The sequence below is a fragment of the uncultured Megasphaera sp. genome (genome assembly GCF_900539295.1).
In the GTDB taxonomy this organism is placed as follows: Bacteria; Bacillota; Negativicutes; order Veillonellales; family Megasphaeraceae; genus Megasphaera.
The window spans coordinates 1-17,949 of the sequence record NZ_UQBH01000024.1; the positions used below are offsets into that span (position 1 = coordinate 1).

A 17,949-nucleotide genomic window follows, 5' to 3' on the forward strand; every position below is an offset into this window, starting at 1 on the left:
AGATAGGCCCTTATAGGGCCTGAGCAAACCACCAGTTAAACTGGTGGTTTTGATTACTTAAGGAAAACACGCTGTAGAAGCGAGTTAGACGTCCCGTTCAGGAAGACGAGTATAAACTGATAATCGAGATCCTGAAAGGGCTCTTAGGCCCGATTAGAAAGATTTGTAGGATAATTCCGGACAAGGAGACGGAAAGCTGAGAAGGCTCGTAAAACTGAATATCGCATACAAAAAGCCGTTACATGGCATCTGTCAGTGATGTCTTGCACCGGCTTTTGTTATGTCTATTTAGGTTGTTTAGGAGAAATATTTTTGGAGTGATAACTTGCATAGAAATTGGTGGAAGAAGTGCATTATGCAATCGGTAGAGATGTCTGAAAGAATCGTTTTAATGTAGTACATCTCCCCGAAGTGAAAAACTGCCTACCGATAAGAAAGTATAGAGTGAATAGAACGTGAACCTACTTTTCTACCTTTGAAGGTAAATAATATTATCGTTTGCCTCCGAATAAAAAGGCTGTCGCGTGATTTGTCATGAGACATCCTTTTTTGCCTATTTGTTTCCAACAGGTTAGGAGATAATGTGGATTTCCATGTGGCGGTTTCTTTTCAAAAGAATAGAATAAAGAATCGAATAATGTTATACTATTTATTATGCAGGATAATCGTTAATAATAAGGATTATTACGATGATAACGGCACTTTATTGAGATTAGAATCAGACGTTTGATTATTGAACGAATATATATAGTAAGGAGTATACTTCAATGAATAAACAACAGCTGGCTACGAAAATATGGGAATCTGCAAACCGTATGCGGTCGAAAATCGAACCTAATGAATATAAAGACTATATCCTTGGATTTATCTTTTATAAATATTTGTCTGATAAAGAAGAGCAGTGGCTCCTGTCTCAAGAATATACGACAGAAGATATTATAAATTATGTAAACGAAGCCGATACTGATACCGTTTCTAACGTTCAGAAAAATCTCGGGTACTTTATCTCTTATAAAGATCTATTTTCAACTTGGATTCAGATAGGTTCTGATTTTTCTGTAGACAATGTTCGTACCGCTTTATCTTCCTTTACTCGTCTCATTTCTCCTTCTCACAAAAAAGTGTTTTCAGGCATTTTTAATACCCTCGAAACAGGACTTTCCAAATTGGGCGACAATACACAGTCTCAAACCAAATCTGTTCGTGACTTGGTTCATCTTATTGCTGAGATTCCTATGCAGAAAAAACAGGATTATGATGTATTGGGCTTTATTTACGAATTCTTGATCTCAAACTTTGCGGCGAACGCCGGAAAGAAGGCTGGAGAATTTTATACGCCTCATGAAGTTTCTCTCCTCATGTCTGAAATTGTGGCTAATCATCTGAGAGGTAGAGAGAAGATTGATATTTACGATCCGACAAGCGGTTCCGGCAGTCTTCTTATCAACATAGGTCAGACGACAGCAAAATATATGAAAAATAAAAATCGTATTCGCTATTATGCCCAGGAAATCACGCCCAGTACATATAATTTGACCCGGATGAACCTTGTCATGCGCGGTATCTTGCCGGATAATATCTTAACTCGCAGGGGGGATACCCTGGAAGATGACTGGCCATATTTTGAAGATTCCGACCCGGTCGGGACGTATAATCCGCTTTATGTAGATGCCGTTGTTTCTAATCCGCCCTATTCTCAACGCTGGAATCCTTCTGGAAAAGAAAACGATTCCCGCTATTCTCGGTACGGTCTAGCGCCGAAATCTAAAGCCGATTATGCGTTTTTACTGCACGATCTCTATCATCTGAAACCGGATGGCATTATGACCATTGTTTTACCGCATGGAGTACTGTTCCGTGGTGGTGAGGAAGGACAAATCCGTAAAAACCTTATTGAACAGAACAATATCGATGCGATTATCGGACTTCCGGCGGATATCTTCTTCGGCACAGGAATCCCGACCATTATTATGGTGTTACGGCAAAAAAGAGAAAATACGGATGTCCTTATAATCGACGCTTCTAAGGGATTTGTGAAAGACGCTAAAAAGAATAAACTCAGGGATTCTGATATTCGGCGTGTCGTAGATACGGTGAAGGGACGGCTGAGTATAGATAAGTATTCCCGCTTGGTCAGTCGTGATGAAATTAGGGCGAATGACTATAATTTGAATATTCCGCGCTACGTGGATTCTTCGGAAGAGACGGAAAGTTATGATATTTACGCTTCCATGTTTGGCGGAGTTCCTGTGTCTGAACTTGCGGTTTTAAATTCCTATTGGAAAGTCTTTCCCTCGCTTAAGGAAGAACTCTTTACCGGCGATGATGAATATGTTTCTGTGAAGAATGAGGACATTAAAACAACGATTCGGAATAATCTTGATGTTCAGAATTTTCTGGGACGCTTTCACCGTCGATTTGCTGATTTCGGCGAATTCTTGGATAAAAATCTGATTGATCAGGCTTTGGCGCTTTCTATCCCTAAAATGGAGGAACAAATCGCTTCTGACCTATTTCAGCGTTTTTCGGGTGTATCGCTTTTAGATCCTTATCAGGCGTATGAAAGTTTTGAAGAACAGTACAATATAATCTCTGGAGACTTAGAGCTCGTTCAGGCAGAAGGAATGGATACTTTTAAAAAAGTTGATCCCAATATGGTTGTAAAGAAACAAAAAGGCAAAGAAGTTGAGGTGCAAGAGGGCTGGAAAGGGCATGCCCTGGAGTTCGAGTTGGTCCAAGAAGTTTATCTTTCTGAAGAATTGAGTGCATTGACGAAAAAACGCGATGATCTCGCTGAAATTCCCCATGCTTATGAAGAACTGATTGAGACTTTGAGTGAAGAGGATAAAAACACTATTAGCGATGCTTTGAATGAATCAAATGATGAGTTTGTATTCAAGAATATAAAAGGTGTCATAAAAGTACTCAAGGAAGATGAAGCGGACAACAAGGTATTGATTCAAACTCTTAAAAGTGCTCAAAGTTTGAATGACAAGGAAAAAAATCTAAAAAAACAAATCAAAGCAGAAGAAAATTCATTGCATCTTTTGACAAAAGAGACGATTGAAAACTTTTCTGATGAAGATGTACGGCAACTCCTTCATGAAAAATGGGTTACCCCGATTGTAGATAGCATCGCCGCTCTTGCTGATGCCATGATTGACGATTTTACGAAACGAGTGGAGTTATTGGCACAAAAATATTCTGTCACTATGAAAGATATTGAAGACGATATTAGACGTACGGAGAAATTACTGTCTTCTATGCTATCGGATCTTACCGGGTCCGATGCCGATATGGCGGGAATCCGAGAATTGCAAAAATTGATAGGTGGTGAAATAGATGAATAAGAAGAAAAAACCACGCATTCGCTTTAAAGGCTTCACGGATGATTGGGAACAGCGTAAGGTTTCTGATGTAGCAGAAATTTGTGCTGGAGGTACTCCTCGTACCGGAGTGCCTCAGTATTGGTTTCCTAAAGAGACTCCATGGTTGTCTTCTGGAGAAGTCCATAAAAAATATATTACGTTCACTGATAATATGATTTCTAAAGAAGGAATGAATAATTCCAATGCGAAAATGATACCTGTAAATTCGGTTTTAATTGCGTTGGCGGGGCAAGGGAAGACGCGTGGAACTGTTGCAATTAATCGCATTCCGCTTACTACTAACCAATCTATTGCAGCGATGATATTTTCGGAGGATATTATTTCAGAATTTGTGTTTTGTAATCTGGAAAATAGATATGATGAATTGCGAATGATTTCATCTGGAGCTGGGTCACGAGGTGGACTGAACAAGCAGCTTGTCGGTGAAATAGAAATTCCATATGCATCGTGCAAAGAGCAACAGAAAATTGGAGATTTTTTTAAGGTCCTAAACGATCTCATTACCCTTCATCAGCGTAAGTGCGAAAAATTGAAAATTATTAAAAAATCAATGCTCGAAAATTGTTTTCCGAAAAATGGACAAAAAGTGCCGAAAATTAGATTTTCTGGTTTTACGGGCGATTGGGAACAGCGTAAGTTAGGAGATATTACCGAATCATTTGAGTATGGGTTGAATGTGGCTGCAAAAAAATATGATGGACAAAATAAATATCTTCGAATTACGGATATAGATGATTCTACGCATGAGTTCCTTAAGAAAACTTTGACATCTCCAGATACAGACCTTTCTCAAGTAGAAAATTATGTATTGCAAGAAGGCGATGTTCTTTTTGCTCGTACAGGTGCAAGTGTCGGAAAAACTTATATTTATAAGCAATCTGATGGCCTTGTATATTATGCTGGTTTTCTTATTCGAGCAAGAATAAAAAAAGATCATGATTCAAAATTCGTGTTTCAAAATACATTGACATCCGATTACGATAACTATATTCGTATCACTTCTCAGCGTTCGGGGCAGCCTGGGGTCAATGCTCGAGAATATGGTGAATATACTTTAATGACCCCCTCTTTGGCAGAACAACAAAAGATAGGGAAGTATTTTCAAAATATCGATGCGCTTATAACCCTTCATCAGAGTAAGTTGGAAAAACTGCAAAAAATAAAAAAATCTATGCTTGAAAGAATGTTTGTATAGATTTTAGAGAAGTAATTAAGCTGCAGAAATAGAGATATAATGAATAGACTTATTTTCAATTACAGCGTAAGCTGCCTATGCTTATATTTTGAGATATACTGATAATTTTCAATCACGAAATGAAGAAACTATACCTCTATATCTTGGGAACAGCGTAAGCTATATGAGGTCGCTGAGATTATAGGAGGAGGAACACCTAGTACAAATAATTCTGACTATTGGGATGGAGATATAGATTGGTATACTCCAGCTGAAATTGGCGATAAAATATTTGCCAGTGGCAGTATTCGTAAAATTACTGAAGAAGGCTTAAAAAATAGCTCTGCTAAAATTCTGCCAGCGAATAAGACTGTACTATTTACAAGTCGTGCGGGAATCGGAAATATGGCTATCTTACAGCACGCAGGGGCTACTAATCAAGGGTTTCAATCATTGATATGTAATAATGATATAGACCCATATTTTATTTTTTCTATGGGAAATATGATTCAGCATGAGGCGGAACGAGTGGCGGCTGGATCAACATTTGCAGAAATATCTGGAAAGTCCCTCGGAAAATTAAGCTTTTTGATGCCCAAATGGGGAGAACAGCGAAAACTAGGAAAGTTTTTTCAACAGATGGACAATCTCATTACCCTTCATCAGCGAAAGTTAAAAGTTTTCAAAAATAGAGAAATTTATTCCTTAAATATAGTTTGGGAACAGCGTAAGTTATCTGACATTACCTTTTTGTCAGGAAAAAAGAATAGAGATGATCTCCCTTATAAGAGTTATTCAATAACTAATGAAAATGGATTTGTTCCACAGGATGAAAAATTTGAAAATGGTGGGACAATGCGTGAAGCTGATAAAAGAATGTATTATATTGTTTCTCCACATTCTTTTGCATATAATCCAGCAAGAATCAATGTAGGTTCGATTGGCTACCAAAATACATCTGATAACGTAATCGTCAGCTCGCTTTATGAAGTTTTTAAGACCACAGGTGACGTAGATGATCGTTTTCTTTGGCATTGGTTTAAGTCCGATAATTTTCAAAAACTCATAGTTCAGCTACAAGAAGGCGGAGTTCGTCTATACTTTTATTATGATAAGCTTTGCATGGGGAAACTTGCGCTACCTAATCTTGAGGAACAACAGCTGATAGGACATTGTTTAGATAACATCGACAACCTCATTACCCTTCATCAACGAAAGCTAAATTTATGGAAATTTTATAAGAATAGGAGTAAAGTTATGGATGATTTTGATAAAGAAGTAGATTTTGAAGCGGCCTTGATTACTGCATTGCAGCGTTACGGTTGGGGACAGGAAGTCATTAAGTATCCGACAGAAAAAGAATTGATTCAAAACTGGGCGAATATTCTTTTTGAAAACAATCGGAGTATCGACCGCTTGGGTGATTTTCCTCTCGTTCAAGAAGAAATCGATGATCTTCTAGAACAAATCAATCGCCTTCGGACTCCTTTGGCTTTGAACGGCTTCATCAATGGGAAAACCGTATCCATAACTCGAAAAAATCCTAAAGATACCTTGCACTATGGAAAAGAAGTAAGCTTGAAAATCTATGACCCCATGGAAATCGCCGCCTTACAAAGTCGCTACCAGATTGTTCAACAACCTCTATTTGCCCGCCACGAAAAAGTATTGCAAGATCGACGCGGTGACTTGATGTTATTGATTAACGGCATGCCTGTTTTTCATATCGAACTGAAAAAGTCCGGTGTTCCCGTAATTGAAGCGGCCAATCAAATTGAAAAATACGCTCATGAAGGGCTTTTTACGGGCTTTTTCTCCCTTATTCAAATTTTTGTGGCAATGAATCCGAACGAGACGTTGTATTTTTCTAATCCGGGCCCCGATGGACGGTTTAATCCTGATTTTTATTTCCACTGTGCAGATTTGAATAATGATCCTATCAACGATTGGAAGCGTGTTGCTGAGCTGCTTTTATCAATTCCCATGGCTCATCAGTTAGTCGGGTTCTATACCGTTGCAGATGATTCCGATGGTATTTTGAAAGTCATGCGAAGCTACCAATATTATGCTGCCAATAATATTTCTGACCGTGTGACTAAACACGACTGGGAAGAAGGAAATCAGCTTGGCGGTTATATTTGGCATACAACGGGATCCGGCAAGACGATGACCTCCTTTAAATCAGCTCAACTTATCGCAGCTTCGAAAGATGCTGACAAAGTCGTATTCTTGATGGACCGGATTGAACTTGGTACACAGTCTCTCAAGGAATATCGGGCTTTTGCCGATAATGCCGATGACGTACAGGAAACAGAAGATACGGTCACGCTGATCAGCAAACTGAAAAGCAATGATCCTAAAAATACCTTGATTGTTTCTTCCATTCAGAAGATGAGCAATATCAAAGACGATGCAGAAGTTAGCATGAAGGCAAAAGACCTTGAGGCCATGAAATCTAAACGTCTCGTATTTATTATTGATGAATGTCATCGTTCTACCTTTGGCGAAATGCTTTCCACTATTAAGGCGACATTCCCCCATGCGCTCTTTTTCGGTTTTACGGGAACTCCTGTATTCCGTGAAAATGAAAAAGTCATGACGACGACGGCTGATATTTTTGGTGATGAATTGCATCGCTATAGTATTGCCGATGGTATTCGTGATAAAAATGTTCTCGGATTCGACCCCACGATGGTAATGGTCTATAAAGATAACGAGTTGCGAAAGAAAGTTGCCTTGCAGGAATCCGGGGCAAGGTCTGAGGAAGAGGCTGTAACGGACCCGAGTATGAGCAAGAAGTACTATCATTTCATGTCGCCATCTGAAGTGCCCATGGCAGGACAACGACAGGAGGACGGGAAATACTTGAAGGGGATAGAAGACTATGTGGGAGATGAAGCCTGGCAGACCGATGAATATGAATGGGCGATAGTCGATAATATTGCCGAAAACTGGTTGACCCTTTCACGGAATCGTAAATTTCATGCTTTATTTGCTACCAGCAGCATTCCGGAAGCTGTCCGTTACTATCGTAAATTCAGGGAAAAATATCCCAACCTGAAAGTAACCGGGCTTTTTGATCCGACGATTGATAATCAAGGTGGGAAACGTTCGCTTGATAAAGAAGACGGACTAAAAGCGATGCTTGAAGATTATAATGAAACCTTCAGCCAATGTTTCGATATCGGTGGCTATGCTAAATTTAAGAAAGATGTATCGGCAAGATTGGCCCACAAGAAGCCCTATGAACGAGTAGAGCCTGAAATGCAGTTGGATCTGCTGATTGTCGTCAATCAAATGCTGACCGGATTCGACTCTAAGTGGATTAACGTCCTTTATTTGGATAAGGTGTTGGTTTATCAGAATTTAATCCAGGCATTTTCGCGTACCAATCGTCTTTTTAACATCAATGAAAAGCCTTTTGGTTCCATTCGTTATTACCGAATGCCTCATACGATGAAGCGGAATATTGAAGACGCTGTGCAGCTCTATTCCGGCGATCGTCCGCAAGGTCTTTTTGCTGACCATCTGCCTGATAATGTTCGCCATATGAATGCAACTTTTGTAGACATGGTGGATATCTTTAAGAATGCTGATGTCCCAGCTATGGATAAGTTGCCAGAAGATCTTCCTTCAAAAGCTAAATTTGCCAAACTTTTCCGTGAATTTTCTACCTATTTGCAGGCGGCAAGAATTCAGGGCTTTACTTGGGATAAGACGGAATATTCTTCTATCATTGATGCAGAAGACACGAGCAAGGAAGAAATCATTCATCTGTTGCCGACGGAAGAACAGTATAATATCCTCCTTCAGCGGTATAAAGAACTTCGCAAACCTGATGATGGAAATAGAGGAGATGATGATGACATTACCTTCCCCATCGATCCTTATCTCACGGAGCAGAACACCGGGGTTATTGACAACGACTATATGAACTCTCGTTTTGAAAAGTGGAGAAAACAACTGAGCGATCCCAATGCGGATCCGGCTGCTGTAGAAGCAACGCTGACGGAACTCCATAAATCGTTTGCCTTCCTCTCCCAGGAGGAACAAAGGTATGCCAACCTATTTCTTCATGATGTACAGACCGGGGATGTCTGCTTTACGGAAGGCAAGACCTTCAGAGATTATATTGTAGAGTACGCCAGCAATGCAAAGAGACGGCAAGAACGGAGACTTTCTGATTCCCTTGGCTGTTCTGAGGAACTCCTGCAAAAAATGATGGATGCTCATGTAACAAAAGATAATTTGAATGAATACGGGCGGTTTGATGAGTTGAAAGCGACAGTGGTAAGAGAAAAAGCCCAACAGTATTTCACGAAAGTCGATGGGAAGTGCTTACCGCCATTCCGCGTGAACAACCGTGTGGATGAACTACTCACTAAGTTTATCCTTGAAGGCGGGATTGACATTCCTGATCCGGATGAAGAAGAAAAACATAAATAATTAATGCCTCCAATCCTTCATCGGCGTAGGGAGGAGGCACTTATGGCAATCGAAAATAGATCAACAGATTATTTAAAAGATTATTATCGAAACTGGATATCTGTATATAAGGAAGGCGCTATTCGTAGTGTAACCCTTTCTAAGTACCACATGAGCCTTTCTTGGCTGGAGCGGCTGGCTCCAGATCTTAGACTTTGTGATGTGACGCGGGTGGCCTATCAGCAGATCATTAACGAATATGCCAAGGAACATGAACGTCAGACGACTATGGATTTTCATCATCAGTTAAAAGGATCAATCCTTGATGCTGTTGATGAAGGACTTATTCCTCGAGATCCGACCAGAAAAGTTATTATCAAAGGGAAAGCCCAGTCCCAAAAGAAAATCAAATATTTGAATCAGTTTGAACTTCATACGTTATTGAAAAGCCTGAATCTTGGGAATGAAGTTAATTGGGACTGGTTTATCCTTTTGGTTGCCAAGACGGGGATGCGTTTTTCGGAAGCTCTTGCTATCACTCCGGATGACTTTGACTTTGCCCATCAGACTCTTTCTGTGAACAAAACATGGGATTATAAAAATGGGGGAGGTTTTTCGCCTACAAAAAATAAGTCGTCTGTCCGAAAAATACAGATTGATTGGCAAGTAATCATGCAATTTGCCTTTCTTGTCAAAGATATGCCGCCGGATAAACCCATTTTTATCACCAAGAAAAAAGTATATAATTCTACTGTGAATGATATCCTAGAACGTTGCTGTAAGAAACTTGAAATTCCTGTAATATCTGTTCATGGGCTTCGCCATACCCATGCATCTATTCTGCTTTTTGCCGGAGTTTCCATTGCAAGCGTAGCAAGGCGACTTGGTCATGCCAGCATGACGACGACACAGAAAACATATCTACATATTATACAGGAACTTGAAAATCAGGATATAGATCTTATTATGCGATCGTTGTCCAATCTTATGTAACCAGTGAATGAGACTGCGCCGATGGAGGATTTTTATACAGAAAATCGACATGCGGCCTCAGTTAGAAGCAAGTCGATCTAAAAATATAATTTAAGGAGTGATTGTTCAATGCGCGGCCTAAAAATATATTTAGCGGATGGTACTTATGAGGATACCGTTACGATGAGTAGTGATTCATCAAAAATATCCGTTATTCGAGTCAAGAAAGAAAATATACAGGACTATGAAAATGAATTAAATGGGCCGGGTATTTATTTGCTTCTTGTTGAATCCGATGCGGTATATGTTGGACAGACGGGATTGGATACGATTCAAAGAAGAATTTTGAATACTCATTCAGATGATATCGATTCTTCGTGGCATACTGTTTTAGGATTTAAATTTACAGATCTTAATATCAGCAGTAATGAGCTGCAATTTATTGAAAATGCGATGTGTGAATATGTTCATAAGCACTTTAGGAAATGTCTGACTACGAGTCCTAAAAAGATGAATTGTACTAGGGCATTTAGGAAAGACACTATCATCTAAGTGGTGGACAGATACATACTTGCGAAAATTATATTCAAGATATCGAGTTTTACCTGGAACTATTTCCTCATGGAATTTTTGGGCATACTGACAGTGAAACAGATATAGAAATTCTTCATCTTGCAGGTAGACAAGTCGCGGCAACGGCTTATATTACGGGAAATCACTTTGTCGTGTGCAAGGGCTCCGGTTTCAGTGCGGTGGAACGCCCGTCGTGTCCTAATTCTATCCATAACCGCCGAAGAATACTGATTGCTGAGAACAAAATTAAAAACGGATGCTTCGTCGAGGATGTATTTTTTGACAGCCCTTCTACTGCGGCTGCCTGTATAGTCGGAGGAAGTGCGAATGGTCGAATTATGTGGTTATATCCAGATGGACAGAGCATTAAGGACAAGGAATCTCATGAATCCTGAGATAGGTCCTATAACGCGATAGTCTTTTAATACAAAGATTCGTTAAGGATGGATAAGGTTGTCAAAATATCTATGTTGAAACCTTATTCATTGTGTAAGTTGAAATAAAAAGATATGATTAAAAGATTCAGACATTGCAGGACGGTCTCTTTGCAATGTCTGAGTGTTTATTTACTATGTGATTGACCTTTGAAATAAAAATAATCAAAAGGCCTTGCCAAGACGTTGAAGATGAGTTATAATAACAAAGTCGCATGACAAATTATATATGAGGGCGGTTAGCTCAGTTGGTTAGAGTATCTCGTTGACATCGAGGGGGTCGATGGTTCGAATCCATTACCGCCCACCACAGCAAACATATCCGAACATGGCAGGAATGCCGGCTCGGATATGTTTATTTTTTTGCCTAAATTTATGGCCTATTATCTCAATTGCGCCGGGCAAAGATGAATGTCTATTCCTAAATGATATTGGTAAAATTTTCACAAATAGTGTATTCTGTAGTTGTAACTGGGATTGGACGGAATCCGTGGGATCCGTACCGCTAAGGTCTCGGTTACGCATATTTTTAATTTCATAGCATGTCGCTTGGATCGAAAGACTGGGACGAATCTAGTAAACGTAGGCTTTTTATGCGCATTCCCGGGAGGAATGCGCTTTTTTTGAGGGAGTTCATCATGCGTTTAGGTATTATTGGTGCCGGCAGGGTCGGCACTTCTTTTGTTTTAGCCCTGCCTTCAGCCGTTGAAGGTATTCTTTGTTCCACAAAAGAACATACGACGCAGCGGGCGCAGTCCCTTCAGGTCAAGGCTTATACCGACGGGGCAGCCCTTCTTCGCAGTTGTGATGTCCTGCTGCTTACGGTACGTGACGATGTGATCGGGAGCGTTGCCAAGTCTTTGGCTGAGGCCCTTGCCGGTGATGACGGACCGCGTGATGCGTCTGTTCTTCACTGCAGCGGCGCCATGGACTTGTCGCCCCTTGAGCCGCTCTCGGCCCTGGGATTTTCCGTGGGCAGCCTTCATCCCCTGCAGAGCTTTGCCGAGCCGTCGGGAGACTTACTGCGCCATATCTACATGGCCGTCGACGGTGATGACCGGGCCAAAGAGACAGCTCTTGCTCTTGTGCGGGAATTGGACAGCCGGCCTCTCTTTGTGCCGCCGGAAGAACGGGTCCTCTATCACGCCGCTGCTTGTTTTTGTTCTAATTACGTCGTGACGGCTGTGGCTCTCGGCCAGCAGCTGATGCGGCGCTGGACGGAAACGGACGGACAGGCAGCGCAGTCACTGATGCCGCTCCTCAAAGGGACCGTAGAAAACCTCGACCGGACCGATCTTTGGCGGAAGGCTTTGACAGGCCCTGTTTCGCGCGGTGATACGGGTACTGTCGCCAAACACCTGGAAGCCATGCCCAAAGACTTGGTCCACGCTTACTGCGCCTTCAGCAGCGCTGCCGGAGACCTCTCTTTAGAAAACGGAACGATTACGGAAAACCAGTATGAAGTACTGAAACACATCCTTGCGATGGCGGAAGGAGTTCACGAATGAATAAGAAAGTAACCAATCTGACCATCAAGAAAATGAAAGGGGAAGGGACGCCCATTTCCATGATTACGGCCTATGACTATGTCATGGCGCAGAACGTCGACGAAGCCGGCATCGATATGATCCTCGTCGGTGATTCTTTAGGCAACGTCGTCATGGGTCATACGTCGACTCTGCCGGTCACCATGGACGATATGGTCCATCATACGGCAGCTGTCGTCCGCGGGACGAAACGGGCCCTGGTCGTCGCCGACATGCCCTTCATGAGCTATCAGGAAAGCGTCTGCCAGGCCCTTCATAATGCCGGACGGCTGATGAAGGAAACGGGCTGTGATGCCGTAAAATTAGAAGGCGGCGCCAGTGTTTGTGAAGCTGTCAAAGCTATGACCACGGCCGGGATTCCCGTTGTCGGCCACATCGGCCTTACGCCCCAGTCGGTCCATCAGCTCGGCGGCTACCGGGTACAGGGGAAAAATGCCGAAACGGCGAAACGCCTGATCCAGGAAGCTTTGGCTTTGGAAGAAGCCGGTGCCTTTGCCATCGTCTTGGAATGTGTCCCGACGGATATTGCAGCGGAAATCACCAAGGCCTTGAAGCAGGCTGCTACCATCGGCATCGGGGCCGGCAATGTCTGCGACGGTCAGGTCTTGGTCTGCACGGACCTGCTGGGCATGAGCGGCGGTTTCCGTCCGAAATTCGTCAAGACTTATGCCAACCTCCATCAGACCATCGTCGATGCCGTCGGCCAGTACATCAAAGAGGTACAGGATCGGAGCTTCCCCAATGAAGAATACAGTTTTGCTGTCGATCCGGAAGTCGTCAAAGCGATGAAGGAGTAGGATTATTTTCTCAGCCCTTACAGAGCCCTGTCTTTTCTGACGGGGCTTTTTGCGTTTTTTCATCGTCCTGAAAAAAGCCTTGCAATACTTGCATGAAGCGGCTTTGGGCCGTTGATTGCGATTGACTTGCGTATGTAATCATTGTACAATAATCTAAAGAAAAGGAAGCGAACAACAGAGGTCGTTTGTCCGAACGCACGCGTACTGCCTGCTCGACGAAAGGGGCGGGCTGCGGCGTTTTTTTCTTAATCGACCTATATATCTATAGGAGGCTATGCTTCATGAGGCATGATCTACGCGACGTATGTATGCAGATACGGCGGGATACTGTGCGGTCTATTTACCGTGCCGGCTCCGGCCATCCCGGCAGTTCCTTATCGGCTGTCGAAATTATGGCCACGCTCTATTTTACCGATATATTCACGTGTTTTCCCGACAGGCCCCATGCGCCGGAGCGGGATCGTTTCGTCTTGTCGAAGGGCCATGCGGCGCCGGCTTTTTACAGCACCCTGGCTCATAAAGGCTATTTCCCTCTGGAATGGCTCGATACGCTGCGGACGGTAGGGAGTCCTCTTCAGGGCCATCCAAACCTGCAGAAGCTGCCCTGTCTCGACTGCGCCGTCGGCTCTTTGGGGCAAGGTCTGTCCATTGCCAACGGCATGGCTTTGGGCCTCAAGCTGAAGAAACAGTCTCATCAGGTGTTCTGTCTCATCGGCGACGGGGAACAGCAGGAAGGACAGGTCTGGGAAGCGGCGGCCTTTGCCGGTCAACATCATCTGGACAATGTCTGTCTCATCGTCGACTGCAACGGCCTGCAGCTCGTCGACTCTATGGCCACCATCAAGGATATGAAACCGATGGATGCCAAGTGGGAAAGCTTCGGCTGGCACGTCCTTCACGTCGACGGCCACGATACGGATGCCCTCTATGACGCCTACGGGGCGGCCAAAGCCCGCACGGATAAACCGACGGTCATCCTGGCCAAGACGGTCAAGGGCAAGGGCGTCTCTTATATGGAAAACCAGGCCGAATGGCACGGTGCTGCACCGGATGAAGCGCAGTATGCTCAGGCTATGAAAGAATTGACAACGGAGGTGCAGTCATGAACCGGGTACCTATGCGCGACGGCTATGGCAAGGCCCTCTTAGAATTATGCCGCCTTCACGACGATGTGATGGTCCTCGATGCCGACGTCGCCAAGTCGACGCGGACCGAATGGATTCGCCAGGAATTTCCTGATAAATATATCAATGTCGGCATATCGGAACAAGATCTGGTCGGCACGGCAGCCGGCCTGTCCCTGACGGGCTTCGTGCCCTTTGTCTCGACGTACGGCGTCTTTTTGACCGGCCGCGGCTGGGGACAGATCCGCAACACGGTCTGCTACAATAACCTCAACGTCAAGCTCGGCGGGGCTCATGCCGGTATTTCCGTCGGTCCTGACGGGGCGACTCATCAGGCTCTGGAGGATATCGCCCTCATGCGGACGATCCCCAATATGACGGTCATCACGCCCTGTGACTGGTGGGAGACCTATAAGGCGACCCTTGCCGTCTATGACCTCAAAGGCCCGTCGTACGTCCGCTTCGGCCGTAATCCGGCACCGGTCATTACTCGTGAAGACACGCCTTTTGACCTCTATAAGGCCGCCGTCTTCCGCGACGGCAGGGATGTGACCCTCTTTGCCAACGGCCTCATGGTCCATGAAGCCCTGACGGCAGCCGAAGCTCTTGAAAGGGAAGGGATTTCGGCCCGCGTCGTAAACGTCCGCATCGTAAAGCCCCTCGACCTCGATACGATCTGTACCTGTGCTGCCGAAACGGGGGCAGCCGTCGTCTGTGAGGAACACCAGATCATGGGCGGCCTCGGCGGTGCCATCTGCGAAGCCTTGGCCCAGCACCATCCCATTCCCGTCGAATTGGTCGGCATTCAGGACCGCTTCGGCGAATCGGGAGAACCGGATGATTTATTGAAGGCCTATAATTTATCGGCTGAAGACGTCGTCGCTGCTGTCCGGAAAGTTATGAAAAGAAAATAATGACCAAGCTGCTCATCCTGTATGAATCGGGAGAGCAGCTTTTTTCAAATCCGGCATAAGTAAAGGGCTGTCATGCTAAGTTTGAATAGTATTTTGAAGAGCATGCAAAATCGGTAATTGATTGTCTCTTTTTGGCTAACTGATGTATAATAGACATAACATTTTTTTGGAGGCGAGTTATTTTGTACACGAAAGCGTTGTTGACAGACCTGTATCAGTTGACGATGATGCAGGGCTTATTTTTTGAAGGCAAGCACGAGCAGCAGTGCGTGTTTGACCGCTATTATCGGAACAATCCTTTTAAAGGGGGCTATACGGTCGTCGCCGGCTTGGAACACCTCATCGACTACGTCGAAAACATCCACTTCAGTGACGATGACTTGGCGTACTTGAAGAGCACCGGCTTTTTCCGTCAGGAATTCCTGGACTATTTGAAAAAGCTGCGCTTTACCGGTGATATTTACGCCATGCCCGAAGGCACTGTCGCCTTCCCGCAGGAAGTCCTCCTTCGCGTCGAAACGAAGAAGGATGAAGCGCTGCTGTTAGAAACGTGCATGTCTATGATTATGAACCATGAAAGCCTCATTGCCACTAAAGCTCGCCGCGTCCGGACTGTCGCCGGCAATGACAATCTCATGGAATTCGGCCTGCGCCGCGCCCAAGGGAAATCGGCCGGTGTCTACGGTGCCCGTTCGGCTATGATCGGCGGTTTTAACGGGACCAGCAACGTCCTGGCCGGGGCCAAATTCGGCATGCCCGTCTTAGGGACCATGGCTCACAGCTGGGTCATGAGCTTCTCGTCGGAACTGGAAGCGTTCCGTCATTATGCTCAGCAGTATCCCAACAACCTCATCTTGTTGGCCGATACTTATAATACGTTGAAACAGGGCGTTCCCGACGCCATTACCATTTTCAAGGAAATGAAGGCTGCCGGCACCTTGCCTAAGGTCTATGGCATCCGCCTCGACAGCGGCGACTTGGCTTATCTTTCCAAGGAAGCCCACAAGATGTTTACCGCTGCCGGTTTTCCCGACGCCATCATCGCGGCCTCGAACGACCTCGATGAAAACCTCATTTCGGAATTAAAAGCCCAGGGCTGTGCCATCAATTCCTGGGGCGTCGGCACCAATTTGATCACGGCTAAGGACAGCCCGTCGCTGGGCGGCGTCTTCAAGCTCGTCGGCCAGTATGACGACGGCAAGTTCGTACCCAAGATCAAGATGAGCGACAATGCCGAAAAAATTTCCAATCCGGGCCTCAAGAACGTCCTTCGCGTCTATGACAAGAAGACGGGCAAGATGAAGGCCGACATCATCATCCTCGAAGGGGAAAGCATCGATGAATCGAAGGACTTGCTCTTAAAGAGCGACAAGGCTCCGTGGCGTTTCCGGACGATTCCGGCCGGTACTTACCGGATCCAGGAAATGCTCATTCCTATTTTTAAAAAGGGTGAATTAGTTTACAAGAAACCGGATCTCAAGACAATCATGACCTATGCCGACGAACAGATTCAGACCTTGTGGCCTGAATACCTGCGTCTGGTCAATCCGGAAGAAATGTGGGTCCAGCGCAGCAGCAAGCTGTCGGCCCTGCGTGATGCCGTGTTGAAAGAAGAATCGGCTCATTTCTTCTAAGCCGGCCATTGAGGGGGAGATGGCCAAACAGGGAGGCTCTTTCTGCGCTCTTGTCTGCGGCGGCTTTACAGGCCCTGCGGGAAGAGGGGAGAAGGTGCCTTTTCTGCACTATTGTATAAGGGGGAATCTTTAATGATTTCAACAGATACGCGCAAGAAATATGAAAAGCTTCAAGATATATTGAAATCGCTGGGAAGCGTCGTCGTCGGTTTTTCCGGCGGCGTGGACAGTACTTTCTTGACCTATGCCGCCCATGAAGTGCTGGGCGATAAGGTCCTGGCCATTACGGCCGTATCGGCAACCCTGCCGGGGAGTGAAGCGGCTGACGCCAAGGCTATGGCTGAATTTATCGGCGTCGAGCACCGCCTGGTCAATTCGACGGAGTTTGATGATCCGCAGTTCGTGGCCAATCCGCCGGAACGCTGCTATTACTGCAAGAAGATCCGTTTTACGGCTCTGGTAAACCTCGCTAAGGCCGAAGGCTATCAGTGGGTCATCGACGGCGGCAACGTCGACGATCTCGGCGATTATCGGCCGGGCATGAAGGCCTTGGAAGAACTGTCCGATTCCGTCCGCAGCCCCATGATTGAAGCCGGCTTGAATAAGGCCGATATCCGGGCCCTGTCCAAAGAATTCGGCCTTCAGACCTGGAATAAGCAGAGTGCCGCCTGCCTTGCCAGCCGCGTTCCCTACGGCGTCCGCCTGACGCCTCATTTGCTGGCTCAGATCGATGCTGCCGAAGCGGCCGTCGCCCCTTATGTCCAAGGGTCGCTGCGCGTCCGCTATCACGGTGACGTGGCCCGCATCGAAGTGGGCTTAGACGAGATCCCGTCGGTCCTGGCGCACCGGGAAGAGATCGTTCGGGCCATCAAGGATACGGGCTTTTCCTACGTAACCCTTGATCTCGGCGGCTATGAAATGGGAAGTCTCAATGACGTAATCGATACCGATGAGGAAGAAAAGTGA

12 protein-coding genes, 1 tRNA gene and 1 pseudogene are annotated in these 17,949 nt (G+C 45.0%); all 14 read left to right on the forward strand.

Features of this window, described 5'->3' with window-relative positions; all coding sequences use genetic code 11:
- Window positions 1–767: 767 nt before the first annotated feature.
- The 14 genes and pseudogenes from QZQ46_RS08145 to larE all read left to right on the forward strand — a co-directional run bounded on the left by QZQ46_RS08145 (window position 768) and on the right by larE (window position 17,949).
- Window positions 768–3,350, forward strand: coding sequence for a type I restriction-modification system subunit M (locus tag QZQ46_RS08145; RefSeq protein WP_296828725.1), 2,583 nt, complete (start codon window positions 768–770; stop codon window positions 3,348–3,350).
- On the forward strand, window positions 3,343–4,584 hold the full coding sequence (locus QZQ46_RS08150) for a restriction endonuclease subunit S (RefSeq protein ID WP_296828727.1): 1,242 nt from the start codon (window positions 3,343–3,345) through the stop codon (window positions 4,582–4,584). Before QZQ46_RS08145 ends, QZQ46_RS08150 begins: the two co-directional genes overlap by 8 nt.
- A 138-nt stretch (window positions 4,585–4,722) precedes the next feature.
- Window positions 4,723–4,935 (forward strand): annotated as a pseudogene (locus QZQ46_RS10600) (restriction endonuclease subunit S); the annotation flags it as partial.
- Window positions 4,936–4,968: 33 nt separating this feature from the next.
- Entirely contained in the window at window positions 4,969–9,009 is a 4,041-nt protein-coding gene (locus QZQ46_RS08155; RefSeq protein ID WP_366134848.1) for a type I restriction endonuclease subunit R, EcoR124 family, read from the forward strand.
- Window positions 9,010–9,051: 42 nt separating this feature from the next.
- Complete coding sequence (locus QZQ46_RS08160; protein WP_296828729.1) at window positions 9,052–9,981, forward strand: site-specific integrase; 930 nt, start codon at window positions 9,052–9,054, stop codon at window positions 9,979–9,981.
- A gap of 108 nt (window positions 9,982–10,089) precedes the next feature.
- The gene (locus tag QZQ46_RS08165) at window positions 10,090–10,512 is read left to right on the forward strand and encodes a hypothetical protein (protein WP_296828731.1); all 423 of its coding nucleotides are present in this window, start codon (window positions 10,090–10,092) and stop codon (window positions 10,510–10,512) included.
- 200 nt (window positions 10,513–10,712) lie between these two features.
- Window positions 10,713–10,928 carry a DUF4357 domain-containing protein gene (locus tag QZQ46_RS10605; RefSeq protein WP_366134851.1) on the forward strand — a complete coding sequence of 72 codons (216 nt, stop codon included), beginning with the start codon at window positions 10,713–10,715 and terminating at the stop codon, window positions 10,926–10,928.
- A gap of 272 nt (window positions 10,929–11,200) precedes the next feature.
- Window positions 11,201–11,277, forward strand: a tRNA-Val gene (locus QZQ46_RS08170).
- A gap of 328 nt (window positions 11,278–11,605) precedes the next feature.
- Window positions 11,606–12,475, forward strand: a complete 870-nt coding sequence (locus QZQ46_RS08175; protein ID WP_296828733.1) for a Rossmann-like and DUF2520 domain-containing protein — start codon at window positions 11,606–11,608, stop codon at window positions 12,473–12,475.
- A complete protein-coding gene (panB, locus tag QZQ46_RS08180; RefSeq protein WP_287771495.1) occupies window positions 12,472–13,311 on the forward strand; it encodes a 3-methyl-2-oxobutanoate hydroxymethyltransferase in 840 nt (279 codons plus the stop codon). Before QZQ46_RS08175 ends, panB begins: the two co-directional genes overlap by 4 nt.
- 281 nt (window positions 13,312–13,592) lie before the next feature.
- Entirely contained in the window at window positions 13,593–14,417 is an 825-nt protein-coding gene (locus QZQ46_RS08185) for a transketolase (protein WP_296828736.1), read from the forward strand.
- Complete coding sequence (locus QZQ46_RS08190) at window positions 14,414–15,349, forward strand: transketolase family protein (RefSeq protein ID WP_296828738.1); 936 nt, start codon at window positions 14,414–14,416, stop codon at window positions 15,347–15,349. Before QZQ46_RS08185 ends, QZQ46_RS08190 begins: the two co-directional genes overlap by 4 nt.
- A 182-nt stretch (window positions 15,350–15,531) precedes the next feature.
- A complete protein-coding gene (locus QZQ46_RS08195) occupies window positions 15,532–16,983 on the forward strand; it encodes a nicotinate phosphoribosyltransferase (RefSeq protein ID WP_296828740.1) in 1,452 nt (483 codons plus the stop codon).
- Window positions 16,984–17,115: 132 nt separating this feature from the next.
- Window positions 17,116–17,949: an ATP-dependent sacrificial sulfur transferase LarE gene (gene larE, locus QZQ46_RS08200; RefSeq protein ID WP_296828742.1), complete on the forward strand. Its 834-nt coding sequence runs from the start codon at window positions 17,116–17,118 to the stop codon at window positions 17,947–17,949.

Bases quoted from the DNA above. Each gene is read 5' to 3' on its own strand.
- QZQ46_RS08145 (WP_296828725.1), top strand. From the start codon at position 768: ATGAATAAACAACAGCTGGCTACGAAAATATGGGAATCTGCAAACCGT.
- QZQ46_RS08150 (WP_296828727.1), top strand. From the start codon at position 3,343: ATGAATAAGAAGAAAAAACCACGCATTCGCTTTAAAGGCTTCACGGAT.
- QZQ46_RS08155 (WP_366134848.1), top strand. From the start codon at position 4,969: ATGGCTATCTTACAGCACGCAGGGGCTACTAATCAAGGGTTTCAATCA.
- QZQ46_RS08160 (WP_296828729.1), top strand. From the start codon at position 9,052: ATGGCAATCGAAAATAGATCAACAGATTATTTAAAAGATTATTATCGA.
- QZQ46_RS08165 (WP_296828731.1), top strand. From the start codon at position 10,090: ATGCGCGGCCTAAAAATATATTTAGCGGATGGTACTTATGAGGATACC.
- QZQ46_RS08175 (WP_296828733.1), top strand. From the start codon at position 11,606: ATGCGTTTAGGTATTATTGGTGCCGGCAGGGTCGGCACTTCTTTTGTT.
- panB (WP_287771495.1), top strand. From the start codon at position 12,472: ATGAATAAGAAAGTAACCAATCTGACCATCAAGAAAATGAAAGGGGAA.
- QZQ46_RS08185 (WP_296828736.1), top strand. From the start codon at position 13,593: ATGAGGCATGATCTACGCGACGTATGTATGCAGATACGGCGGGATACT.
- QZQ46_RS08190 (WP_296828738.1), top strand. From the start codon at position 14,414: ATGAACCGGGTACCTATGCGCGACGGCTATGGCAAGGCCCTCTTAGAA.
- larE (WP_296828742.1), top strand. From the start codon at position 17,116: ATGATTTCAACAGATACGCGCAAGAAATATGAAAAGCTTCAAGATATA.